23 protein-coding genes are annotated in these 21,543 nt (G+C 66.4%); 13 read left to right on the top strand and 10 right to left on the bottom strand.

What is annotated here, in order from left to right; genetic code table 11:
• Positions 1 to 9: 9 nt before the first annotated feature.
• Genes ACT2B0_RS13245 through ACT2B0_RS13235 form a run of 3 tightly spaced genes read right to left on the bottom strand, consistent with a single transcriptional unit; the run spans position 10 to position 4,759 of the window.
• A complete protein-coding gene (locus tag ACT2B0_RS13245; RefSeq protein WP_473465623.1) occupies positions 10 to 2,832 on the bottom strand; it encodes a DUF4159 domain-containing protein in 2,823 nt (940 codons plus the stop codon).
• Positions 2,829 to 3,752, bottom strand: a complete 924-nt coding sequence (locus ACT2B0_RS13240) for a DUF58 domain-containing protein (RefSeq protein WP_473465621.1) — start codon at positions 3,750 to 3,752, stop codon at positions 2,829 to 2,831. The genes ACT2B0_RS13245 and ACT2B0_RS13240 overlap by 4 nt, the downstream gene beginning before the upstream one ends.
• Positions 3,752 to 4,759, bottom strand: coding sequence for an AAA family ATPase (locus tag ACT2B0_RS13235; protein WP_473465618.1), 1,008 nt, complete (start codon positions 4,757 to 4,759; stop codon positions 3,752 to 3,754). Before ACT2B0_RS13235 ends, ACT2B0_RS13240 begins: the two co-directional genes overlap by 1 nt.
• A 132-nt stretch (positions 4,760 to 4,891) precedes the next feature.
• Between ACT2B0_RS13235 and ACT2B0_RS13230 the strand changes: the two genes are divergently transcribed.
• The 3 genes from ACT2B0_RS13230 to ACT2B0_RS13220 are packed head-to-tail and all read left to right on the top strand — an operon-like array spanning position 4,892 to position 7,424.
• Positions 4,892 to 5,521: a DUF1285 domain-containing protein gene (locus ACT2B0_RS13230; protein ID WP_473465980.1), complete on the top strand. Its 630-nt coding sequence runs from the start codon at positions 4,892 to 4,894 to the stop codon at positions 5,519 to 5,521.
• 2 nt (positions 5,522 to 5,523) lie between these two features.
• A complete protein-coding gene (locus ACT2B0_RS13225; RefSeq protein ID WP_348117691.1) occupies positions 5,524 to 6,153 on the top strand; it encodes a CoA pyrophosphatase in 630 nt (209 codons plus the stop codon).
• Positions 6,150 to 7,424: a CCA tRNA nucleotidyltransferase gene (locus ACT2B0_RS13220; protein ID WP_473465616.1), complete on the top strand. Its 1,275-nt coding sequence runs from the start codon at positions 6,150 to 6,152 to the stop codon at positions 7,422 to 7,424. The genes ACT2B0_RS13225 and ACT2B0_RS13220 overlap by 4 nt, the downstream gene beginning before the upstream one ends.
• A 52-nt stretch (positions 7,425 to 7,476) precedes the next feature.
• Here ACT2B0_RS13220 and ACT2B0_RS13215 read toward each other — a convergent pair whose 3' ends face one another.
• Together ACT2B0_RS13215 and hemF are read right to left on the bottom strand one after the other, a co-directional pair.
• Positions 7,477 to 7,662: a DUF1059 domain-containing protein gene (locus ACT2B0_RS13215; RefSeq protein WP_348117687.1), complete on the bottom strand. Its 186-nt coding sequence runs from the start codon at positions 7,660 to 7,662 to the stop codon at positions 7,477 to 7,479.
• 106 nt (positions 7,663 to 7,768) lie between these two features.
• Positions 7,769 to 8,680, bottom strand: coding sequence for an oxygen-dependent coproporphyrinogen oxidase (gene hemF / locus ACT2B0_RS13210; RefSeq protein WP_473465613.1), 912 nt, complete (start codon positions 8,678 to 8,680; stop codon positions 7,769 to 7,771).
• Between the two features lie 159 nt (positions 8,681 to 8,839).
• Between hemF and ACT2B0_RS13205 the strand changes: the two genes are divergently transcribed.
• The gene (locus ACT2B0_RS13205) at positions 8,840 to 9,097 is read left to right on the top strand and encodes a hypothetical protein (RefSeq protein ID WP_348117683.1); all 258 of its coding nucleotides are present in this window, start codon (positions 8,840 to 8,842) and stop codon (positions 9,095 to 9,097) included.
• A gap of 37 nt (positions 9,098 to 9,134) precedes the next feature.
• Here ACT2B0_RS13205 and ACT2B0_RS13200 read toward each other — a convergent pair whose 3' ends face one another.
• Positions 9,135 to 9,608, bottom strand: a complete 474-nt coding sequence (locus ACT2B0_RS13200) for a tRNA (cytidine(34)-2'-O)-methyltransferase (protein ID WP_473465609.1) — start codon at positions 9,606 to 9,608, stop codon at positions 9,135 to 9,137.
• Between the two features lie 284 nt (positions 9,609 to 9,892).
• Between ACT2B0_RS13200 and ACT2B0_RS13195 the strand changes: the two genes are divergently transcribed.
• The 9 genes from ACT2B0_RS13195 (at position 9,893) to ACT2B0_RS13155 (ending at position 18,675) form a co-directional block, all read left to right on the top strand.
• On the top strand, positions 9,893 to 10,138 hold the full coding sequence (locus ACT2B0_RS13195) for a hypothetical protein (RefSeq protein WP_473465607.1): 246 nt from the start codon (positions 9,893 to 9,895) through the stop codon (positions 10,136 to 10,138).
• Positions 10,139 to 10,155: 17 nt separating this feature from the next.
• Entirely contained in the window at positions 10,156 to 12,003 is a 1,848-nt protein-coding gene (locus ACT2B0_RS13190) for an ABC transporter ATP-binding protein (protein WP_473465604.1), read from the top strand.
• Between the two features lie 90 nt (positions 12,004 to 12,093).
• Positions 12,094 to 13,989 carry an ABC transporter ATP-binding protein gene (locus tag ACT2B0_RS13185; protein ID WP_473465601.1) on the top strand — a complete coding sequence of 632 codons (1,896 nt, stop codon included), beginning with the start codon at positions 12,094 to 12,096 and terminating at the stop codon, positions 13,987 to 13,989.
• 6 nt (positions 13,990 to 13,995) lie between these two features.
• Entirely contained in the window at positions 13,996 to 14,304 is a 309-nt protein-coding gene (locus ACT2B0_RS13180; RefSeq protein WP_473465598.1) for a DUF6665 family protein, read from the top strand.
• A gap of 258 nt (positions 14,305 to 14,562) precedes the next feature.
• Positions 14,563 to 15,126, top strand: coding sequence for a ubiquinol-cytochrome c reductase iron-sulfur subunit (petA, locus tag ACT2B0_RS13175; RefSeq protein ID WP_164749890.1), 564 nt, complete (start codon positions 14,563 to 14,565; stop codon positions 15,124 to 15,126).
• A gap of 19 nt (positions 15,127 to 15,145) precedes the next feature.
• Entirely contained in the window at positions 15,146 to 16,450 is a 1,305-nt protein-coding gene (locus tag ACT2B0_RS13170) for a cytochrome b (protein ID WP_473465595.1), read from the top strand.
• Between the two features lie 34 nt (positions 16,451 to 16,484).
• Positions 16,485 to 17,348 carry a cytochrome c1 gene (locus ACT2B0_RS13165; protein ID WP_473465592.1) on the top strand — a complete coding sequence of 288 codons (864 nt, stop codon included), beginning with the start codon at positions 16,485 to 16,487 and terminating at the stop codon, positions 17,346 to 17,348.
• Positions 17,349 to 17,447: 99 nt separating this feature from the next.
• Entirely contained in the window at positions 17,448 to 17,993 is a 546-nt protein-coding gene (locus ACT2B0_RS13160) for an adenine phosphoribosyltransferase (protein ID WP_473465589.1), read from the top strand.
• Positions 17,994 to 18,087: 94 nt separating this feature from the next.
• Positions 18,088 to 18,675 (top strand): HD domain-containing protein, encoded by a 588-nt coding sequence (locus ACT2B0_RS13155; protein WP_348117657.1) that lies wholly within the window; start codon positions 18,088 to 18,090, stop codon positions 18,673 to 18,675.
• Between the two features lie 2 nt (positions 18,676 to 18,677).
• On the opposite strand, the gene ACT2B0_RS13150 is transcribed toward ACT2B0_RS13155, so the two are convergent.
• The 4 genes from ACT2B0_RS13150 to ychF all read right to left on the bottom strand — a co-directional run bounded on the left by ACT2B0_RS13150 (position 18,678) and on the right by ychF (position 21,497).
• A complete protein-coding gene (locus tag ACT2B0_RS13150) occupies positions 18,678 to 19,145 on the bottom strand; it encodes a MaoC family dehydratase (protein ID WP_473465586.1) in 468 nt (155 codons plus the stop codon).
• Positions 19,142 to 19,609: a MaoC family dehydratase gene (locus ACT2B0_RS13145; RefSeq protein ID WP_348117652.1), complete on the bottom strand. Its 468-nt coding sequence runs from the start codon at positions 19,607 to 19,609 to the stop codon at positions 19,142 to 19,144. The genes ACT2B0_RS13150 and ACT2B0_RS13145 overlap by 4 nt, the downstream gene beginning before the upstream one ends.
• Before the next feature lie 99 nt (positions 19,610 to 19,708).
• Complete coding sequence (locus ACT2B0_RS13140) at positions 19,709 to 20,344, bottom strand: hypothetical protein (protein ID WP_348117650.1); 636 nt, start codon at positions 20,342 to 20,344, stop codon at positions 19,709 to 19,711.
• A 49-nt stretch (positions 20,345 to 20,393) separates the two neighbouring features.
• Positions 20,394 to 21,497, bottom strand: a complete 1,104-nt coding sequence (gene ychF, locus ACT2B0_RS13135; RefSeq protein WP_473465978.1) for a redox-regulated ATPase YchF — start codon at positions 21,495 to 21,497, stop codon at positions 20,394 to 20,396.
• Positions 21,498 to 21,543: the final 46 nt, after the last annotated feature.

The following is a 21,543-nucleotide window of genomic DNA, read 5'->3' as shown; positions in this document are numbered from 1 at the left end:
CAGCCGCTCCTACTGCCCGAGCCGTTCGAGCAGGACCGGCACGTGCACCTGGTCCGACTTATAGTTTCCGGTCAGCATGTACATCATGATGTTGACGCCGGTGCGAAGCGCGTAGACGCGCTGCATCGGATCGGCCGGCACCGTCGGCAACAGCGGATCGCCGTTGGCGTCGATCGCCCAGGCGCCGGCCAGATCGTTGGCGGTGATCAGGATCGGCGAGACGCCGTCGCCGGTCCGCACCGGCCGGCCGTCGCTGCTTTGCGCGTTGAGCGAGGCCTCCACCCACAGCGGACCGCCGGCGTAGCGGCCGGGGAAGTCGTGCAGGATATAGAAGGACTTGGTCAGCACGTGGTCCTCCGGCACCGGCTCGAGCGGCGGCACGTTCAGGTCGGAAAGAATATCGCGCAGCCGCCGCGTGGCCGGGCTTGCCGCGCCCGACAGATCGAAGCCGGTCGCATATTGGTCGCGCGTATCGAACAGCACCGAACCGCCCTGGCGCATATAGGCGTCGATGCGGGCGATGGCGGCCTGCGAGGGCATCGGCGCGGCCGGATCGACCGGCCAGTAGATCAGCGGATAAAACGCCAGCTCGTCATTGGCGATGTCGACGCCGGCCGGCGGACCGGGCTCGAGCGCGGTCTTGTCGATCAGGAAGCGGGAGAGCCCGGCGATGCCGGCGCGGCTGACGGCGTCGATCGCGGCGTCGCCGGTCAGCACATAGGCGATACGGGTGGTCGAGATCGCGGCGATCGCCTCGGCATCGCCCGGCCTGGCGTCCTGCGCTGCGGCCTCGCCGCCGCCACCGGCCAAAAGACCGGCGCCGAGCGCGACGGCCAGAAACGCCGCGCCCGCCACCTTGGATAGGGCGCGCCGCCGGCGGGCAAACATGCCGCCGATCCAGAACACGGCCAGCGTGTCCAGCGCCATCAGCGCCAGCGCCAGCCCGATTAGCGGGCCGCGCAGGTCGCGCGACTGGTCGAGCGCATAGGCGGAGGTCGAGACGGGCAGATCCGTCGCCGGGGGGGCGATTGCGACGAGCTTGGCCTCGGCGCCAAGCAGATTGTGGGCAAGAAGCCCTTCCTCGGTGCCGTAGAGGCCGGGCGGGTTTTCGATCGTCACCGCCTGTGCGCCGCCGGTCGCGAGCGGCCTGGCGTCGGGGGGCGGCGGCGCCAGCGTGCCGTCGGCGGCGATCATGCGAAACGGCGCCAGCGTCTGCGGATTGCCGCCGGTGGCGGCCTCGATCGCGCCCTGGTTGCGCGACATCTGCACCAGGCGCCGCAACATGTCGACGAAGCTGCCGGAGATCGGCAGGCTGGACCAGGTCGCCTCGGGAGTGACGTGAAACAGCGCGATCGTTCCCTCGCCGCGCGCCGCGCCGGTGACCAGCGGCGTGCCGTCGGCGAGATTGGCCCAGGTTTTGTCGAAAAGGTCCGGCGTCGGTTCGGCCAGCACCTGGCGGGTGACGGTGACGTCGCGCGGCGGCGTCAGGTCGGCAAACGGTCCGTTGGGTGGAAATTCGGCCACCGGCTGTGGTTCGGTCCAGGTCAGCGAGCCGCCGAGCGCGCGTTCGCCGAGCCGCAGGCGGACCGGTAGCAGTTCGTCGTCCTTGTCGGCCGCGGCCAGCCGGGAGCCGGCAAAACGCACCAGCGTTCCGCCGCCCTCGACCCATTCGATCAGCGCCCGATGGGCCGTGTCCGGCAGGGTGCCGACATCGGCCATGACAATCAGGGCAGGCTTTTGATCGAGCAGGTCGGGGATCGCCTCGGCGAGGTCAAAGGTCGGCGCCTCGACCAGGTCCGCAAACGGCGCCAGCGCGCGTTCGATGTAATAGAGCGGCGACAGCAGCGGCTGGGCCTGGTCGCCCTCGGCCTGCGAGACCAGTCCGACCCGGCGGCGCTTGGCGTTTTCGTCCAGGACCCTGACGGCGGCGGCCTGGTTCTCGCCGTCGACACGGATGGCGGCGAAATCGTTGCGCAGTTCGAACGGCACAAGCAATTCGGCCGTTGCGACGGTCTCGCCCGGGGCGAAAGCGAAGGTCGTGTCGGCGATGCGGCGCCCGCGATCGTCGAAGGCGCCGGCCGTCACCTGGCGCGGACCGGTATCGGCTGCCGCCCGCGTCGCGGTGACCGCGAAATGGTCGGGGCGGTTTTCGGTCGCGGTCAGGCCGATCATGGCCAGCCGCTCCGGCGTGATCCAGATGAGTTCGCTGGCCGTTCCGCCCAGCAATTGCGCGAAGGCGGCCTCGTCGCCGGCACTGGCCAGCCCGTCCGACAGCACGGCGACCGTCGCGGCGGGCAGGGCGTCCAAAGCGCCGGCCACGCGGCCGAAAATCGCGGCGCGGTCGACCGGCACCGGTCTGGGTTCGGCCGCGCGCAGCCGGTTGCGGGCCTCCTCGGCGTCGAACGGACCGATGTCGGCATTCGGTTTTTCGGCCGTCAGCGCCAGCACCACGGGCGCGCCGCTTGCAGCGGCGTCGGCGATCAGCCGTTCGGCGGTGGCCACGCGCAGGTCCCAGTCGGTCGCCGCCGCCCAGCCATTGTCGATCACCAGCGCCAGCGCCTCGCCGGCGGTCTGCAGTTTTTCGCGCGGCCGGAAGAGCGGTTCGGCGAGCGCGACAATCACAAGCGCGGCCATCACGAGCCGCAGCAGGGTCAGCCACCACGGGCTTTGATGCGGCGTCTCCTCCTTTTTCAGCACCCGCGCCAGGATGCGCAGCGGCGGAAAGATCTCGGCCTGGGGCTTGGGCGGGGTCAAGCGCAGCAGCCACCAGATGACCGGCAGCGTCAGCAGGCCGAGCAGCACCAGAGGCTGGCCGAACGCCAGGAAACTCATCGCAGCCCCCCCGCCGAGCGGGCGAAACCCGCGCTCAGCGCCAGATGGACCTGCACCAGCGCCTCCGAGGCCAGCCTGTCGGTGTGATTGACCGTGTAGCTCCACGACAGGCGCTTGCACCAGGCCGCCAGGGCCTCGCGGCGCGCCAGATAGGCGTGGCGATAGTCCTCAGCCAGCGTTTCGGCCCGCCCGGCGGTCAGTTTTTCGCCGGTTTCGGGATCGCGAAACTCGGTGCGTCCGGCATAAGGAAAGTTTTCCTCGGCCGGATCGGCGATCTCGATCAGATGCGCGCGTACGCCGCGGCGCGCCAGCACGTCGAGCCATGCCATGGTTTCCTCGACGGGATCGAGAAAATCGCTGGCGATGACGATGTCGGAAAAGCGGCGGATGGCGGCAAGCTCGGGCCGGTCGGGCACGGTCTTGGCCTGCAGCAGGCTGGAGGCGAGGCGCTCGGCGCCGTTGCGGGCCACGAACGGGTCGGACAGGCCGGGCCAGGCGATGCGTTCGCCGCCGCGCGACAGCAATTCGGCCAGCGCCAGCACCAGGACCAGCGCGCGCGAATCCTTCGACACCGAGGCGCTGGCGGAGCGGAAGAGCATCGAGGGCGAGGGATCGGCCCACAGCCACACCGTATGGGCGGCTTCCCATTCGCGGTCGCGCACGAAAATGTGCTGATCGTCGCGCGCGGAGCGGCGCCAGTCTATGCGCGCGGTCGCCTCGCCCTCGACATAGGGCCGGAACTGCCAGAAATTCTCGCCGATGCCGCGCCGGCGCCGGCCGTGCCAGCCGGCGATCACCGTGTTGACGATACGGCGCGCGTCGACCAGCAGATCGGGAATCAGGGCGGCGCGCGACCGTCCCCGGGCCAGTGCATCGCTTGGTGCGACCGGGGTGGCCGCCTGGCCTATCGGCGCCGCCATCAACTGCCTTCTTTCACCAGCCTCGCGATCACGTCGCGCACGTTCATGCCCTCGGCGCGCGCCGAAAAGGTCAGCGCCATGCGGTGCTGCAGCACCGGCTCGGCCAGCGCGTGCACGTCGTCGACCGACGGGGCAAGCCGCCCGTCATAGAGCGCCCGCGCCCGCGCGCACAGGGTCAGAGCCTGGCTGGCGCGGGGCCCCGGACCCCAGGCGACATGCTTGTCGGTCGCGGCATCGCCATTGCCCGGGCGCGCCGAGCGCACCAGATCGAGGATCGCCTCGACGACGCTTTCGGGCACCGGCATGCGGCGGATGAGCGCCTGGATTTCGCGCAGGCGCTGCGACGACAGCACGTTTTCGGCCTTCGCCTCCTCGACGCCGGTGGTTTCCAGAAGGATGCGGCGCTCGGCTTCGATATCGGGATAAAGAATGTCGACCTGCATCAGGAAGCGGTCGAGCTGGGCCTCGGGAAGCGGGTAGGTGCCTTCCTGCTCGAGCGGGTTCTGGGTCGCGAGCACGTGGAAGGGGGCGGGCAGGTCGTGTCGCGCGCCGGCCACGGTGACATGATATTCCTGCATCGACTGCAACAGCGCCGATTGGGTGCGCGGGCTGGCGCGGTTGATCTCGTCGGCCATCAGGAGCTGGGAGAAGACCGGGCCGGGGATGAAGCGGAAATAGCGTTTGCCGTTGTCGTCCTGCTCCATCACCTCGGAGCCGAGAATATCGGACGGCATCAGGTCGGGCGTGAACTGGATGCGGCGGGAATCGAGCCCCAGCACCGTGCCCAGTGTCTCGACCAGCTTGGTCTTGGCAAGTCCGGGCACGCCGACAAGCAGCGCGTGTCCGCCTGCCAGGATCGCGACCATGGTCCGTTCGACCACCGTCTCCTGGCCGAAAACGACCCGGCCGACCGCCTCTCGCGTGCGCGAAATATCGGCCAGCGCGCCTTCCGCCGCGGCGATCATCTGTTTTTCGTCGATCGCCTGTTGCTTCACCGTGACGCCCATCCGTTTTCCCTTCGCTGATCGACCGTCACTGGCGGCATGATCTCCCGATTCGCGCCGCTTCGGTATATGCACCTTAAACTTAAAACGGCCAAAGTGGCTGACAAGCGGAACGACAGTGACTATTTCGTGACCATGACCGATCAATCCGGGGAAAAAGGCAAGGGGTTGAACGAGGCCGGCGACGCCGCGTCGCTCGCCGCGCTGGTGTCGCGCGCCACGCGGGCCGGCAAGGGGGCTGCGCCGGTCGAGCGCTGGAACCCCGCCAATTGCGGCGACATCGACATGGAGATCCGTGCCGACGGCACCTGGTTCTACATGGGCACGCCGATCGGGCGCATGCCGCTTGTGCAGCTTTTTTCCACCGTTCTGCGCAAGGACGACGACGGCAAGACCTATCTCGTCACTCCGGTGGAAAAGGTCGAGATCAAGGTCGAGGACGCGCCGTTCCTGGCGGTCGAACTGGCCGCGTCGGGCACGGGCGACGACCGCACGCTCACCTTCCGCACCAATGTCGGCGATGTGGTGGAAGCCGGAAAAGCCCACCCGCTGCGTTTCGTGCTGGAAGACGAGACCGGCGGGCTCAAGCCCTATCTGCTGGTGCGCGGGCGGCTGGAAGCGCTGGTGGCGCGGGCGGTGATGTACGAATTGGTCGAGATCGGCGAGGAGATCGAGGTCGACGGCGAGACGATGTTTGCGGTGCGCTCCGGCGGCGTCGTCTTCCCGATCATGCCGGCGGCCGAGCTCGAACGGCTGAGCGCGTAGCGATGGACCTGTGTCACGCCACCGAATATACGGCGGCCGAATTCAGCCGCCGCGCGGTTCGCGAAAAGGCGCCGCATACCGTCGAACTGGGCGATCACGTGCTCAACCCCGCGCTCAAGGACATGATCCTGGGCAACAGGCTGCGCGACGCTGCGGTCCTGGTGCCGGTGATCGACCGCGGCGCGGAGGCGACGCTGTTGTTGACCACGCGCACGGCAGCGCTGCGCAACCATTCCGGCCAGGTCGCCTTTCCGGGCGGGCGCATCGATCCCGACGACGCCACGGCGGAGTTTGCCGCCCTGCGCGAGGCGCGCGAGGAGATCGGTCTCGACCCCGGCCATGTCGACATTGTCGGGCGCCTGCCCGATTACGTCACTGGCAGCGGCTATCGGATCGCGCCGGTGCTGGCCACGGTCAGCCCCGGCTTCGACATGACCATCAATCCCGCCGAGGTCGACGACGCCTTCGAGGTGCCGCTGCGCTTCCTGATGGACCCGGCCAATCATCGCCGCGAAAGCCGGGTGTGGAACGGCCGCGAACGGTTTTTCTACACCATGCCGCATGGCGAGCGGTATATTTGGGGCATTACCGCCGGGATCATCCGCACGGTTTACGAAAGGCTCTACGCGTGACACCGGTTTCGATCGCAGACACCGCGCCCTGGCTTGCGGCGCCGGCCCTGCAGCGTCTCTTGGCCCTGTTGTCGGAGGGCGGCGAGGAGGCGCGGATTGCCGGCGGGGCGATCCGCAACACGCTTTTGGGCGAGGCGGTCGGCGATGTCGACATCGCCACCACCTGCCTGCCCGACGAGACCGTGGCGCGCGCCGAACGCGGCGGCTACAAGGCCGTGCCGACCGGTTACGAGCACGGCACGATCACCGTCATCGCCGACGGCGCCGCCTACGAGGTCACCACGCTCCGGGCCGACATCGAAACCGACGGACGCCGCGCCAGGGTCCGCTTCGGGCGCGACTGGCAGGCCGACGCCGAGCGGCGCGATTTTACCATCAACGCGCTTTACGCCGAAGCGGACGGACGTATCGTCGACCTGGTCGGCGGGCTTACGGACATCGACAGCCGCGCTGTGCGCTTCATCGGCGACGCCGAGGCCCGCATCCGCGAGGACTATCTGCGCATCCTGCGGTTTTTCCGGTTTTTCGCGCGCTACGGCTCGGGCCGGCCCGACGCGGCGGGGCTAAAAGCCTGTGCGCGGCTCAAGCAGGGGCTCGACACGCTTTCGGCCGAACGGGTGTGGTCGGAGCTGAAGAGCCTGCTGGCGGCCGAAGACCCTTCCCGCGCGCTGTTGTGGATGCGCCAGGCCGGCGTTCTGACGGCCATCCTTCCCGAGAGCGAAAAATGGGGCATCGACGCCATTCACGGCCTTGTCCGGGCCGAGCGCGACCTTGGCTGGCCGGCCGAACCGCTGATGCGCCTGGCAGCGATCGTACCGCCGGACGCGCCGCGCATGGCCGCGTTGGCGCAGCGGCTGAAACTCGCGAATGCCGAGCGCGACCGGCTGGTTGCCTGGGCGGCAACGCCGCAGATCGACCACACGGCGAGCGAAACCGAACTGGCGCGGCTCGCCTACCGGGCCGGCCGCGCCGGGTTCGATGACCGGCTGCGGCTGGCGCTCGCCTCGGCGCGGGCGCGCGCCGTCACCGACGACACGGCGATGATCGAGGCCGGCGGCTATTACCGGCTGAAAAAATTCCTCGACGGCTGGACGATGCCTGACTTTCCGCTCGGCGGCGCCGATCTGATCGCGATCGGCATTCCCGCCGGCCCGAAAATGGGCAATGCGCTGCGCGATCTGGAAGAAATCTGGATCGATTCGGGATTTGTTCTGGATCGCGACGCGCTGCTTGCCCGCGCGGCGGACATGAAACAGACCATCCTGTCCTGACGGCGCCCGGCAACTTCATTGCCGGGCGCGGCGGCGCACGCGCTGAATTGCGTCAGGCGGCGTTGCGCGTCTTTTCGATGCGCGAGCGGATGGCCTCGACCATCGTTTCGCGGATGACCTCCTCGCCATGGTCGAGCCGCATATGCTCGACGACCCGGCGCATGATCTCCGCCTCGTCCTCGTGCCTGGTATGCCATTCGCAGCCGGGAACGAGCGATCCGCAATGATATTCCTTCATGGTTTTCCTCCTGGATCCGTTCTGCGTGCGGGTTCGTCCACAATAACACGAAATCGGGCCAATCGTTGCCCCCGGCGCGATCACGATTGGCGGTGGGGCCCGGATCTTACGGCCATTTCACCATTGGCGGCATGGAGGACAGGATCGAGTCGACATTGCCGCCGGTCTTCAGGCCGAACGTGGTGCCGCGATCGTAAAGCAGGTTGAACTCGACATAGCGGCCGCGCCGCACAAGCTGTTCCTCGCGGTCGGCCTCGCTCCAGGGCGTGTCGACATTGCGGGCCACGAGCTCGGGATAGATCGTCGCGAAGGCGGAGCCGACCTCGCGGGTAAAGGCGAAATCGGCCTCCCAGCCGCCAGCCTGCGGGGCGGAATGCAGCCAGTCGAAAAAAATCCCGCCAATGCCGCGCGGCTCGTTGCGATGCGGCAGAAAGAAATACTCGTCGCACCACTTCTTGTAGCGCGGATAATCGGCGACCTCGTGGCGGGCGCAGGCGGCCTGCATGGCGGCGTGAAAGTCGCGCGCGTCGGCATCCTCCTGGGTGCGGCGCCGGTTGAGCACCGGGGTCAGGTCGGCGCCGCCGCCGAACCATTGCCTGGCCGTCACCACCATGCGGGTGTTCATGTGCACGGCCGGCACGTTGGGATTGTGCGGATGCGCGATCAGCGAAATGCCGGAGGCCCAGAAGCGCGGATCCTCGTCGCTGCCTGGGATCTGCTTGCGGAATTCCGGCGAGAACTCGCCATGAACGGTCGAGGTGTGCACGCCGACCTTTTCGAAGACGCGGCCGTGCATCATCGACATCACGCCGCCGCCGCCCTTGCCGCCATCGCGCTGCCAGGGCTTGCGTTCGAAGCGGCCGGCCGGGCGTTCGCGAAGCGGGCCCGTCAGCGCGTCCTCCAGCGCCTCGAAATCGGCGCAGATGCGGTCGCGCAGGCTTTCGAACCAGTTTCTGGCTGCCTCCTTCTTGTCTTCGATGCCGTCCGGCATGTCGGCGGGAATCTCCGGGCGTTGCATGGCGCGTCCTCGCTGGTCCTCGATCCTGCCAAGCCCATAGAGCCATGCGCGCCCGGAGGCCAGCCCGCCGATCGCCGCACGACGCCCGGCGACACGAAAAGACTCGCCTTGGCGCGGATTCGATCCTAGGCTTGAGGCCGATCTTGGGAGAGGCTTTGCGTGCGGACACCGCCGAGACCGCCCCTCGACGGGCTTAAGAAGAGGCTCGACAAACATCGCAGCCACGGCGAACGCCTGCCGCGCGACGGGTTTTTGCGCGAAACCTTCGTGCTGCCGCGCGCGGATGCGCGGGCGAAAGCGCGCGAATGGTTCGACCGCTGGCCGAAGCAGGCCTACTGGACCGCGATCGAAAGCTGGTGCGAGCGTCCGCGCGACGTGATCGAATTCACCATGCGCCGCCTGCCGACGGCCGATTAGCAGCGACCGTGATTGGGTAACGGCGCGTCCCCGTTCTTCAGTTCGCCGTGATCTGCCGCAGGACCTCGCCCGCCGCCATCGCCGCCGTCATGGCCAGATTGAGGCTGCGTCCGCCGCCGGGCATGGGGACAAGCACGCGCTCGTCGGCCGCCGCCTGCACGGCATCGGGAACGCCAGCCGTTTCGCGCCCGAACAGCAATATATCGCCGGGTCCAAACGCCAGCTGCGTATAGAGCAGGGTGGCGCGGGTGGTAAACAGCACCAGACGCCGACCCTCGGCTTCGCGCCAGGCCGCGAAGGCCGGCCAGTCGTCGTGCCGGGTGAGCGCGGCCATGGCAAGGTAGTCCATGCCGGCGCGCTTCAGCGCCCGGTCCGACAGGTCGAAGCCGGCCGGGCCGATCACATCGACGGCCATGCCCATGCAGGCGCCGAGCCGCAGGATCGCGCCGGTATTGCCGGGAATGTCGGGCTGGTAGAGGGCGAGACGCGGCCCGCGGTCGGTATCGTTCATGGCGTGCTCCGCGAAAGGCGTGGCAGATCGGCAACAGCGGCCGGCGGATGAGAGAACACTAAAATATGACGCTGGTTTCCATGGTCGAAAAAGGCTATATGACCGTCCTCGTCAACCCGAACCGCGGAGGCAGATATGGCGATCATGATGTTGCTATCCACAGTCTGCCCCATGGGCGGATATCACGCCTGACGGCGGATTTCGGGTCGACGCTTCCTAAGATGTAGAGCTGCCACGTTTCGAATCCCGCCGGGTCCCGTTCCCGACCTCGAAGGATTCGATCCATGTCATTGCCGTTTGCCTCCCATCTGATCCCGCGCGACCGCACAGGCGCGAATTTGTCGGCGCTGCTGGCTGGTACGCTTGTCGCCGCGAGCCTTGTGGCGCTCGCACTTGCGATCGCGGCGGCGGCACCGTGGGGTGCGGCGCGCGAGCCGGATCTGTTGTCGAGCACCGAAGCGTCTCCTGACACGTGCTGGCAGCACGGGGGTTTCGACCGCACCTGCCGGCGTTCTTTCGACCTATATTGATTTTTTCGAGGCCAACCATGTTTCACTGGTTTGAACAAAGACTGAATCCGTTTCCGCCGGACGAGCCGGAAGAGCCGCCGCGCACGCTGATGGCGTTTTGCCTGCATTATACGCGTGGCGCCTGGCCTTCTCTCGTGCCGGCCGCGATCCTGATGGCGCTGATCGCGATCGCCGAGGTATGGCTGTTTTCCTTCCTTGGCAACATCGTCGACTGGCTGGCGGAAAAGGACCGCGCCACCTTTCTCGACGAGGAGGGCTGGAAGCTCGCCGGCATGGGCGCCGTCGTGCTGTTTGCGCTGCCCTTGATGGTGTGGTTCCACTCGCTGGTCAGCCAGCAATCGCTGATGGGCAACTATCCCATGCGCATCCGCTGGCAGGTGCACCGCTACCTGCTCAAGCAGTCGATGACCTTCTACCAGGACGAGTTCGCCGGGCGCATCGCAACCAAGCTGATGCAGACCGCGCTCGCCGTGCGCGAATGCGTCATCAAGCTGTTTGATGTGCTGAACTACGTCACCGTCTATTTCGCCGGCATGCTGTTCATCGTGGCGGTGGCCGACTGGCGGCTGGCGGCCCCGATCGCGGCGTGGCTGGTCGCCTACATCTTCCTGATGCGCTATTTCGTGCCGCGGCTCGGTCGCGTTGCGGAAGTGCAGGCCGATGCCCGCTCGCTGATGACCGGCCGCGTCGTCGACAGCTACACCAATATCCAGACGGTGAAGCTGTTTTCGCACGCCAATCGCGAGGCGAGCTACGCCCGCGACGGCATGGCCAGCTTCCTCGACGCGGTCTACCGGCAGATGCGGCTGGTGACCGGGCTTTACGGCGTGCTCTACGTCCTGAACTCGCTGTGCCTGTTTGCGGTCGGTGCGCTAGGCATCTGGCTGTGGCTCGCCGAGGCTGTGACGGTCGGCGCTATCGCCGTCGCGCTCGGCCTGGTGCTCAGGCTGTGGGGCATGTCGCAATGGATCATGTGGGAATTGTCGGCGCTGTTTGAAAATATCGGCACGGTGCGCGACGGCATCAACTCGATCTCGCTGCCGCGGCTGGTGGAGGACAAGCCGGACGCCCGCCCGCTCGAGGTTTCGCAAGGGAGCATCGTGTTCGACAATGTCCGGTTCCATTACGGCAAGGAAAAGGGCGTCATCGAGCAGTTGTCGCTTGCGATCCGTCCAGGCGAGAAGGTCGGCATTGTCGGCCGCTCGGGCGCGGGCAAGTCGACCCTGGTCAATCTCGTGTTGCGGTTCTACGACATCGAGGCCGGACGCATCCTGATCGACGGCCAGGATATTGCCGAGGTCACCCAGGATTCGCTTCGGGCCAATATCGGCATGGTCACGCAGGACACCTCGCTGCTGCACCGCTCGGTGCGCGACAACATCCTTTATGGCCGGCCGGACGCGACCGAGGACATGATGCTGGACGCGGCGGCGAAGGCGGAGACGCTGCATTTCGTCGCCGATCTGACCGACCCGAAAGGGCGTAAAGGCTTCGACGCCCATGTTGGCGAGCGCGGCGTGAAACTGTCGGGCGGCCAGCGTCAGCGCATCGCGATCGCGCGTGTCATGCTCAAGGACGCGCCGATCCTGATTCTCGACGAGGCCACCTCGGCGCTCGATTCGGAGGTCGAGGCGGCGATCCAGGAAAACCTCTATCGGCTGATGGAGGGCAAGACGGTGATCGCGATCGCGCACAGGCTGTCCACCATCGCGGCCATGGACCGGCTGGTGGTGATGGACAAGGGGCGCGTGATCGAGGAGGGCACGCATGAGGCGTTGCTTGCGCAGGGCGGGCTCTACGCCCAATTGTGGGAACGACAGTCCGGCGGCTTCCTCGATCTGGAAGCGGCGCAGGCCGCGGAGTGAAACGCGGTCGAACTCCATCCGTCCCCGCTCCCTCGGGCGGGACGGATGGAGACGCAATCGGATAGACAAGGGCTCGGATAAACAAGGCCAATGACGGCATCGACGGATAGGCATCCCGCCTCGCAGGACGACAAGCCCGACCGCTTCTGGCGGCGGATCGAAGGCGTGATCGATCCGTTTCACGATACCGAACAGGAGGTCCTGCCCAAGGACGCCTGGCGTTTCATCCTGTATTTCGCCCGCCAGGCGAAGTGGCCGTTCGTGCTGCTTTTGATCACCGGCGGGCTGGTGGGCGCGGTCGACGCCGGGCTCTACTGGTCGATCGGCTGGCTGGTCGACCTGCTCGACAGGGCGGAGCCGGCCACCTTGTTCGCCCAGCATTGGCCGGAACTTGTCGGGCTTCTTCTGCTCGTCTTCGTCATCCGCGCCTCGGTGATGGTCGGTGCCGCGATCGTGGAGCAGCAGGTCATCGTACCGGGCTTTTTCGCCATGGTGCGCTGGCAGGCCTTTCGTCGCGTGATCGAGCAGCCTTACGAATTCTACCAGAACGATTTCGCCGGACGCATCGCCACCAAGATCATGCAGGGCGGCGAGGCGGTCGGCGATTTCATCGTCTCCGTGCTGCAGTCGATCTGGTCGTTCCTCACCTTCGTCATCCTGGCGACGTCGCTGCTGGTGGCGCTCGATCCGCTGATGGGTCTGGTGGTGGCGGTGTGGTTCTGCGGTTATCTGCTGATCATCCGTTATTTGTTGCCCAGGCTGCGGCGCGCCGGACGCGCGACGGCCGACCAGCGCTCGATCTTCAACGGCAGGCTGGTCGACGCCTTCACCAATATCGTGGCGGTCAAGCTGTTCGATTCGGGCCGGCGCGAGCACGCCTTCGTGCGCGACGGGCTCGAGGGTTTCTTCAACGCGGTGGTGCGGCTCACCCGCGCCATCACCACGGTGCGCGCGGCGGTGAATTTCCTCAACGGCGCGATGATGGCCTCGGTCGGTACGATCGCGATCTGGAACTGGACGCAAGGCACGATCTCGACCGGCGCGATCGCCGCCGCGCTCGGGCTGGTCTTCCGGCTCAACAACATGTCGGGCTGGATGATGTTCAACATCAACGGCCTGATCCGCTCCTACGCCACCATCCAGGACGCGACCGGCACGATTTCCGTGCTGCCGGCGATCCGCGACGCCGACGACGCGGCGACGATGGCGCGCGCAAAGGGCGATATCCGTTTCGAAGACGTCACCTTCCACTACGGCAAGGGGGCGGGCGTGATCGACGGCTTCGACCTGCATGTCAGGCCGGGCGAGCGCATGGCGCTGGTCGGGCCGTCGGGCGCGGGCAAGACGACCATCGTCAATTTGATGCTCAGGCTGTTCGACGTCGAGGGCGGGCGCATCCTGCTCGACGGCCAGGATATCCGCACCCTGACCCAGGGCTCGCTCAGGGCCCAGTTCGGGGTGGTCAGCCAGGAGCCGATGCTGATGCATCGCTCGATCCGCGACAATATCGCCTATGGCCGGCCGGGCGCCAGCGAGGCCGAGATCGTCGAGGCGGCCAAACGCGCCGCCGCGCACGACTTCATCGTCGATGTCGCCGACCAGAAGGGGCGCACGGGCTACGACGCCCATGTCGGCGAGCGCGGGGTGAAGCTGTCGGGCGGCCAGCGCCAGCGAATCGCGATCGCGCGGATGATGTTGAAGGACGCGCCGATCCTGATCCTCGACGAGGCGACGTCGGCGCTCGATTCGGAGGTCGAGGCGGCGATCCAGGACAATCTGGAGCGCATGATGGAGGGCAAGACGGTGATCGCGGTGGCGCACCGGCTGTCGACCATCGCCGCGCTCGACCGGCTGGTCGTGCTCGACGAAGGCCGCATCGTGGAGGACGGCAGCCATGCCGAACTCGTGGCCAAAGGCGGTCTTTATGCGCAGTTGTGGAAACGCCAGTCGGGCGGCTTCCTGCCGGGCCGTGTCGCGGCGGAGTAGGCGGGCTTGGTCCGGCGTTCCCCCGATGGCCACCTGATCGCCGGCAATTCGCCGCTGCTTGCGCTCGACGTCGATATTCTGGCCGAAAAGGCCTCCGCGCTCGGTCGAGCCGGCGACAAGGTGGAAAAGGCGCTCGAAAGGCTGCGCGGCGTCGGCGGGGCGGCGCCCGAGCGCCGGCAGGCCTTGAAGGCGGCGGCCGATGCCGTCCACGGCTATTTCATCCAGCGCGAATTGTGCGGCCTGCGCCGGCATGAGGACGTGATCCGCGAATACGCCATTCCGCGCGAGGTGCTGGCGCGACTTGGTGCGCGATAGCCGGTTGCCGCTGTGGAAAAAGCCGCGCGGGCGCGCGCGGTCCGGCGTCACGCCGGCGATCGTTCGGCTTGCGCCAAAAAAGCCCGCGACAAACTGCCCACCTGTTCGGCAATCATATGGACAAGCGAAACCATCGCGCCTAGAAACCATCGCCAATTGCCGGGATTCCAGCCCGTCCGTGCGCATGCGCACGGGCAACCCCGATCCGGGATGCCGGGGTGCGGGGTGCGGCTCACAATCGCGAGAGGAACAGGACCTGTGAGCGTCAACGAAACCCACGATCCCAATCGCAGGGATTTTCTTTATGTGGCGACCGGAACGGCGGCCGTGATCGGCGCCGGTGCCGTGGCCTGGCCGTTTATCGACCAGATGCGTCCGGACGCCTCCACCCTTGCCCTGTCGACGATCGAGGTCGACGTGTCGGCGATCGAGCCGGGCATGTCGGTTGCCGCCAAATGGCGCGGCAGGCCGGTCTTCATCCGCAACCGCACGGCCGAAGAGGTCGAGGCCGCCAGGGGCGTTGCGCTTGAGGATCTCAAGGACCCCGTCGCCCGCAACGCAAACATCTCGGCTGACGCGCCGGCGACGGATATCGACCGCTCCGCCGGCGAGGGCAAGGAGAACTGGATCGTCATGGTCGGCGTGTGCACCCATCTCGGCTGCGTGCCGCTCGGCCAGGCCGGCGAGTTCGGGGGCTGGTTCTGCCCGTGCCACGGGTCGCACTACGATACGGCCGGACGTATCCGCAAAGGCCCGGCGCCGGAAAACCTGGCCGTGCCGATCTTCGAATTCATTTCCGACACCACCATTCGGATCGGCTGAGGACCTGGGGAAGAGCATTATGGCCGGCGGACATTCCACCTACAAACCCAACACCGCATTCGAACGCTGGATCGACAAGCGTCTGCCGCTGCCGCGGCTGATGTACGATTCCTTCGTCGCCTATCCGGTGCCGCGCAACCTGAATTACGCCTACACGTTCGGCGGCATTCTCTCGATCATGCTGGTCGCGCAGATCCTGACCGGCGTCGTGCTGGCCATGCACTATGCGTCGGACACCGGGCTCGCCTTCGCGTCGGTCGAGAAGATCATGCGCGACGTCAATTCCGGCTGGCTCTTGCGCTATCTGCACGCCAACGGCGCGTCGATGTTCTTCGTCGCCGTCTATATCCATATTTTCCGCGGGCTCTATTACGGCTCCTACAAGGCGCCGCGCGAGTTGCTGTGGATCCTGGGCTGCATCATCTATCTCTTGATGATGGCGACCGCCTTCATGGGCTACGTGCTGCCGTGGGGCCAGATGAGCTTCTGGGGCGCGACCGTCATCACCGGCTTCTTCACCGCCATCCCGCTGGTCGGCGAGTGGATCCAGCAGCTTCTGCTGGGCGGTTTCGCGGTCGACAACCCGACGCTCAACCGCTTCTTCTCGCTGCATTACCTGCTGCCCTTCATGATCGCCGGCGTGGTCGTTTTGCATGTGTGGGCTCTGCACGTGACCGGCCAGACCAACCCGACCGGCATCGAGGTCAAGTCGAAGACCGACACGGTGGCCTTCACGCCCTACGCGACCATCAAGGATTCGTTCGCGATGGTGGTGTTCTTCATCGTGTTCGCCTATTTCGTCTTCTACATTCCCAACTTCCTGGGCCATCCGGACAACTACATCCAGGCCGACCCGCTGAAGACGCCGGCCCATATCGTGCCGGAATGGTATTTCCTGCCGTTCTACGCCATCCTCAGGGCGATCACCTTCAATATCGGCCCGATCGATTCCAAGCTCGGCGGCGTGCTGGCCATGTTCGGCGCGATCGCGGTCTTGTTCGTGGTGCCGTGGCTCGATACCTCGAAGGTGCGTTCGGCCGCCTACCGGCCCTGGTACCGGCTGTTCTTCTGGGTGTTCGTGCTCGACTCGATCTTCCTGGGCTGGCTCGGCTCGCGTCCGGCCGAAGGGGCCTATGTCGTGATGGCGCAGTTGGCGACGCTCTACTACTTCGCCTTCTTCATCGTCATCATGCCGGTGCTCGGCCTGCTTGAAACGCCGCGCAAGCTGCCCGGATCGATCACCGAGGCCGTACTGGCGCGCAATGCCGGAAGCGCGGCCGCGCTGCCGGAAGGCGCCAATGCGGCGCCGGACAAGAATGCCTGAGGCGAGGACCGTGAAGCTTGAAAGGAATTCCCGCATGAAGACCATCCTGAGCGGTTTCGCGGCGCTCGCCTTCGTCTTCGCCGGACTGGCCGGGCCGACGCTCGCGGCCGAGGACGCCGGCAACGAGGCGGAGCCGGCCCATTACCCAATCAAGAAGCCGAAAGAGCTCGACTGGTCGTTTGCCGGCCCGTTCGGCACCTACGACAAGGCGCAGCTCCAGCGCGGCCTGAAAGTCTACAAGGAAGTCTGCGCGGCCTGTCATTCGCTTGATCTGGTCTCGTTCCGCACGCTGCACGATCTCGGTTATTCCGAAGCGCAGGTGAAGGCTTTCGCGGCCGAGTACACCGTGCAGGCCGGCCCGGATTCAAACGGCGATATGTTCGACCGCCCGGCCATTCCCGCCGATTATTTTCCCGCGCCGTTCCCGAACGCGGAAGCCGCCGCGGCCTCCAATGGCGGGGCGGCCCCGCCCGACTTTTCGCTGATCGCCAAGGCGCGGGCTGTGGAACGCGGTTTCCCGACCTTCGTGTTCGACGTCTTCACCCAGTACGCCGAGGCCGGCCCGGATTATATCCATGCCCTGCTGACCGGTTACGAAGAGACCCCGCCGGAGGGTTTGAACGTCCCGGAAGGCACCTACTACAATCCCTATTTCCTCGGCAGTGCGTCGCTGGCCATGGCGCAGCCGCTGTTCGACGACATGGTGACCTATGACGACGGCTCGCCGCAGACCGTCGATCAGTATGCCAAGGACGTGTCGGCTTTCCTGATGTGGGCGGCCGAGCCGCATATGGAGGAACGCAAGAAGACCGGCTTCCGCGTGATGGTCTTCCTGCTCTTGTTCGCCGGCCTGGTCTATCTCACCAAGCGCAAGATCTGGTCGCAGATCGAGCATTGAGCGGGCGACTTATCCGTTGATTTCAGAAAAGGGCGCCGCGTGCGCCCTTTTCTTTTGCCGCCGCTGCCGTCAAAACTGTCCTGCAACGGGGCAGGGGCCATGAAGACCAGTTTGGAAAATACGCTTCGCGACGCGATCCGCACGATTCCCGATTATCCGAAGCCGGGCATCAAGTTTCGCGACATCACCACACTGCTCGGCAATGCGCGCGCCTTCCGCCGCGCCGTCGACGAACTCGTCCATCCCTATGCCGGCACGAAGATCGACAAGATCGCCGGCATCGAGGCGCGGGGGTTCATCCTCGGCGGCGCGATCGCGCACCAGCTTTCGGCCGGCTTCATTCCAATCCGCAAGAAGGGCAAGCTGCCGCACGAGACCGTGCGGGTCGCCTACAGCCTCGAATACGGCATCGACGAGATGGAGATGCATCGCGACGCGGTCGAGGCGGGGGAAAAGGTGATCCTGGTCGACGACCTGATCGCGACCGGCGGGACGGCCGAGGGCGCGACCAAGCTGTTGCGGCAGATGGGGGCGGACATCGTGGCGGCCTGTTTTGTCATCGACCTGCCGGAGCTCGGCGGACGGGCGAAGCTCGAGGCGCTCGACGTTCCGGTCCGCACATTGATCTCGTACGAGGGACATTGAGCGTATCGGCGCTCAGCGCCTGCGCTTCCGCCAGTGCAGACATCTTCGCGCGCCGCCGATTTCCTTTCGGCTCCATCGGTCTTAGCCTGAAGCGATGGAATCACCTGCGCCCGCCGACACCGAACGCCTTGCCGGGATCATCGCCTTCGTCCAGGCGGCGGAGCGGCTGAAGGATACGCTGCGCAGCGGCGTGACCAGCAAGGGGCGTGCCGAAAGCACGGCCGAGCACAGTTGGCGGCTGTGCCTGCTGGCGCTTCTGTTCGAGCGCGAGCTGGCCGGTCGCGACTTGCTGCGGCTGCTCAAGCTGTGCATCGTCCACGATCTCGGCGAGGCGATTTCCGGCGACGTGCCGGCCATCCACCAGGCCGGCGACGACGGCCGGGCCGAACGCGAACGCGCCGATCTGGAAACGTTGTGCGCGCCGCTGCCGGAGGATTTGCGCGCCGAGATGCTGGCGCTCTGGGACGAGTACAATGCCGCCACGTCGCCGGAGGCGGTCTTGGCCAAGGGATTCGACAAGCTGGAGACGATGCTTCAGCACCTGATCGGCCGCAACGCGCCGGATTTCGATTACGCGTTCAATCTCGATTACGGCGTGGCGCAGACCAGCCGCGATCCGCTGCTCAGCCGGTTGCGCGCCTTGGTCGACGCCGAAACGCGCCGGCGCGTCGACGGCGGCTGAGCCTACTCGGCCTTCACCAGCGTCAGCGACACGAAACGCATCACCGGTTCACCGTTCTGGTTGTGGGCCTCGCAGCGGCTCGACAGCCGCCGCCAGCCGGGTTTCGACACCAGCGCGCGGTGGCTTTCGGCGGTGCGGGTGAAGGTGATGGTGTCGCCGACATAGACCGGCTTCAGCCATTTCAACTCGCGCAGCCCGGCGGCCGGACCGAAGGTAAGGGTCGCGCCGCGTGCCCGCGCCCGTTCGGCCGTGGCCGGAAAAGAGGCGACGTTGTGTTTCATCCACATGGCGGCCGTATGCCAGCCCGAGGCGCATAATCTGCCGAACACGCTCGCCTTGGCCGCCTCCTCGTCGACGTGAAAACGCTGCGGGTCGTATTTCGACGCGAACGCCTTGATTTCGTCGGCTTCGAAGGTGTGACGGCCGAGCGTGATGGTTTCGCCGATGGCCAGTGCCGCGTCGAGGGTCATGCCGCCGCCCCGCCGTCGCGCATCAAGAACATGCCGGTATTGGCCATCTCGCAGACCAGTTCGTCGTTCTGGTTGAACAGCTCGTGTTTGACGGACACGAAACCCAGGCCGGGCCGGGAGGCCGATTCGCGTTTGGACAGGACCGTCGTGCGGCCGCGCACCGTGTCGCCGGCCATCAGCGGACGGCGAAAATTGACATAGTCGAGCCCGGGCGAACCCTGGGACGTGGAATTGAGCAGGTAGCCGTCGCACATCATGCGCATGAAGATCGAGGCGGTGAACAGGCCGGAGGCTGCGAGCCCGCCGAGCAGGCTGGCCTCGCCGGCAGCCTGGTCGAGATGCATGGGCTGGGGATCGTACTGCGTCGCGAAATCGATCATCTCCTCGGCCAGCACGGCGCGCGGACCGAATTCGATCGTGCCGCCGACCTCGAAATCCTCATAGGCGATCTTTGTGTCCGTCATCGCAAAACCTGTTCAAGTGCGAACGGGTTTTCGCCGGTTTGCGGCCGCTGCGCAAGCGCTATCGCGGCGCGTTCGGTGGGGCCAGAGCGGGCGCCGGCGTCATCCGTGATGGGTGAGGTAGAAAAAGGCCGGTACGGCGACATAAAGTCCGAGCACGACCAGCAATCCGGCACGCAGCGGCAGCGCGCGGTAGCGGCGGAAAAGCACGACAATCAGCGCGACGCCGAGCGCGGCCTCGAACAGGCCGAACCAGTTGCCGTAGTAGTCCGGATCCCAATACGACACCGGCGAACGGAAGCGCCAGTCCGACAGCGGCCAGAGATGCATGTGCGCGTCGGCGCGATGGGTGAGGAAATCGATCAGCGAATGCAGCAGGGCGGAGGCCGAAAACGCGAAGACGAGCGCCGCGGCGCCGGCCGTTTCGCTATCGGGCGCGGGAGAGGGCGCCGGGGGCTGGCCGGTGCGCGACCGGGCAACCGCAAGCGCGGCGACGATCGTGAGCGTGCCCCAGAGCAGAAAATTATGCCCGATCGCATTGGCGATCTGCCACCATGGTTCCCAGTAAAGGCGATCGAAAATGTCGGAAACCGAATAGCCGAGCAGGCCGAGCACGGCCACGAACGTGTACATCGGCAGGTCGGGCAGGATGCCGCCGGCGGCCCCCGCCCAGGCCAGGCGGGGCAGGGGACGGCCGAAAAACGCGGCGCCCATCAGAATATGGGACTGGGTGTTCATGGCCGGCCAAAATGAACCGGCGGCCGGGCATCGTAAAGTGGGCGGACGCTCACGTGTTGAATTTGAACAGCATCACATCGCCGTCCTGGACGACATATTCCTTGCCCTCGTCGCGGGCCTTGCCGGCTTCCTTGGCGGCGGTCTCGCCGCCGAGGCCGACATAATCGTCATAGGCGATCGTCTGGGCGCGGATGAAACCGCGCTCGAAATCGGTGTGGATGACGCCGGCGGCCTGCGGCGCCTTCGCGCCCTTCATCACGGTCCAGGCCCGGGTTTCCTTCGGGCCGGCGGTGAAGAAGGTGATCAGGTCGAGCAGCGCATAACCCTCGCGGATCAACCGGTCGAGGCCGGGCTCCTCGAGCCCCATCGCCTGGAGATATTCCGCTGCTTCCGCGTCCGGCAGCTGGGCGACCTCGGCCTCGATCTCGGCCGAGATGACGACGGTGCGGGCGCCCTGCGCCGCGGCCATCGCCTCGACCGCGGCGCTGGCCGCATTGCCCGTCGCCGCGTCGCCTTCGGCGACGTTGCATACGTAAAGCACGGGCTTCGAGGTCAGAAGGTTCAAGGTCTGGAGGATGCGCAAATCCTCCGCCGCGATGCCGGACAAAAGCAGACGCGCCGGCTTGCCGTCCTGCAGGAGCGCGAGCGCCTTTTCCATCATCGGCAGTGCCGCGATGGCTTCCTTCTCCTTGCCGGTGGCGCGTTTGCGGGTCTGGACGATGCGCCGTTCCAGGCTGTCCAGGTCGGCGAGCATCAGTTCGGTCTCGACCGTCTCGGCATCGGCAACCGGATCGATGCGGCCTTCGACATGGGTGATGTCGTCGTCCTCGAAGCAGCGCAGCACATGCACGATGGCGTCGACCTCGCGAATATTGGCCAGGAACTGGTTGCCGAGCCCTTCGCCCTTCGACGCGCCGCGCACCAGGCCGGCAATGTCGACGAAGGAGATCCGGGTCGGAATCAGTTCCTTGGAGCCGGCCACCCGGGCGATCGGGGCCATGCGCGGATCGGGCACCGCCACCTCGCCGGTATTCGGCTCGATCGTGCAGAACGGATAGTTCGCCGCCTGCGCGGCCGCGGTCTTGGTCAGGGCGTTGAAAAGTGTCGACTTGCCCACATTGGGCAGCCCGACAATACCGCATTTGAAACCCATGGTGCAGAGGTCCTGTGCCAGAAATCGCCCCGGCGTATGGGCGAAA

This window comes from Nitratireductor sp. J20-h4 (genome assembly GCF_056780505.1).
Note: the sequence above shows the minus strand (reverse complement) of the source record. Positions and strands in the feature narration are given on the sequence as shown.

Bases quoted from the DNA above. Each gene is read 5' to 3' on its own strand.
- hemF (WP_473465613.1), bottom strand. From the start codon at position 8,680: ATGCAACGCCCGGAGATTCCCGCCGACATGCCGGACGGCATCGAAGAC.
- ACT2B0_RS13170 (WP_473465595.1), top strand. From the start codon at position 15,146: ATGGCCGGCGGACATTCCACCTACAAACCCAACACCGCATTCGAACGC.
- ACT2B0_RS13185 (WP_473465601.1), top strand. From the start codon at position 12,094: ATGACGGCATCGACGGATAGGCATCCCGCCTCGCAGGACGACAAGCCC.
- ACT2B0_RS13155 (WP_348117657.1), top strand. From the start codon at position 18,088: ATGGAATCACCTGCGCCCGCCGACACCGAACGCCTTGCCGGGATCATC.
- ACT2B0_RS13240 (WP_473465621.1), bottom strand. From the start codon at position 3,752: ATGGCGGCGCCGATAGGCCAGGCGGCCACCCCGGTCGCACCAAGCGAT.
- ACT2B0_RS13145 (WP_348117652.1), bottom strand. From the start codon at position 19,609: ATGACGGACACAAAGATCGCCTATGAGGATTTCGAGGTCGGCGGCACG.
- ACT2B0_RS13160 (WP_473465589.1), top strand. From the start codon at position 17,448: ATGAAGACCAGTTTGGAAAATACGCTTCGCGACGCGATCCGCACGATT.
- ACT2B0_RS13215 (WP_348117687.1), bottom strand. From the start codon at position 7,662: ATGAAGGAATATCATTGCGGATCGCTCGTTCCCGGCTGCGAATGGCAT.
- ACT2B0_RS13225 (WP_348117691.1), top strand. From the start codon at position 5,524: ATGGACCTGTGTCACGCCACCGAATATACGGCGGCCGAATTCAGCCGC.
- ACT2B0_RS13195 (WP_473465607.1), top strand. From the start codon at position 9,893: ATGTCATTGCCGTTTGCCTCCCATCTGATCCCGCGCGACCGCACAGGC.
- ACT2B0_RS13165 (WP_473465592.1), top strand. From the start codon at position 16,485: ATGAAGACCATCCTGAGCGGTTTCGCGGCGCTCGCCTTCGTCTTCGCC.
- ACT2B0_RS13230 (WP_473465980.1), top strand. From the start codon at position 4,892: ATGACCGATCAATCCGGGGAAAAAGGCAAGGGGTTGAACGAGGCCGGC.
- ychF (WP_473465978.1), bottom strand. From the start codon at position 21,497: ATGGGTTTCAAATGCGGTATTGTCGGGCTGCCCAATGTGGGCAAGTCG.
- ACT2B0_RS13200 (WP_473465609.1), bottom strand. From the start codon at position 9,608: ATGAACGATACCGACCGCGGGCCGCGTCTCGCCCTCTACCAGCCCGAC.
- ACT2B0_RS13245 (WP_473465623.1), bottom strand. From the start codon at position 2,832: ATGAGTTTCCTGGCGTTCGGCCAGCCTCTGGTGCTGCTCGGCCTGCTG.
- ACT2B0_RS13150 (WP_473465586.1), bottom strand. From the start codon at position 19,145: ATGACCCTCGACGCGGCACTGGCCATCGGCGAAACCATCACGCTCGGC.
- ACT2B0_RS13190 (WP_473465604.1), top strand. From the start codon at position 10,156: ATGTTTCACTGGTTTGAACAAAGACTGAATCCGTTTCCGCCGGACGAG.
- ACT2B0_RS13235 (WP_473465618.1), bottom strand. From the start codon at position 4,759: ATGGGCGTCACGGTGAAGCAACAGGCGATCGACGAAAAACAGATGATC.
- ACT2B0_RS13140 (WP_348117650.1), bottom strand. From the start codon at position 20,344: ATGAACACCCAGTCCCATATTCTGATGGGCGCCGCGTTTTTCGGCCGT.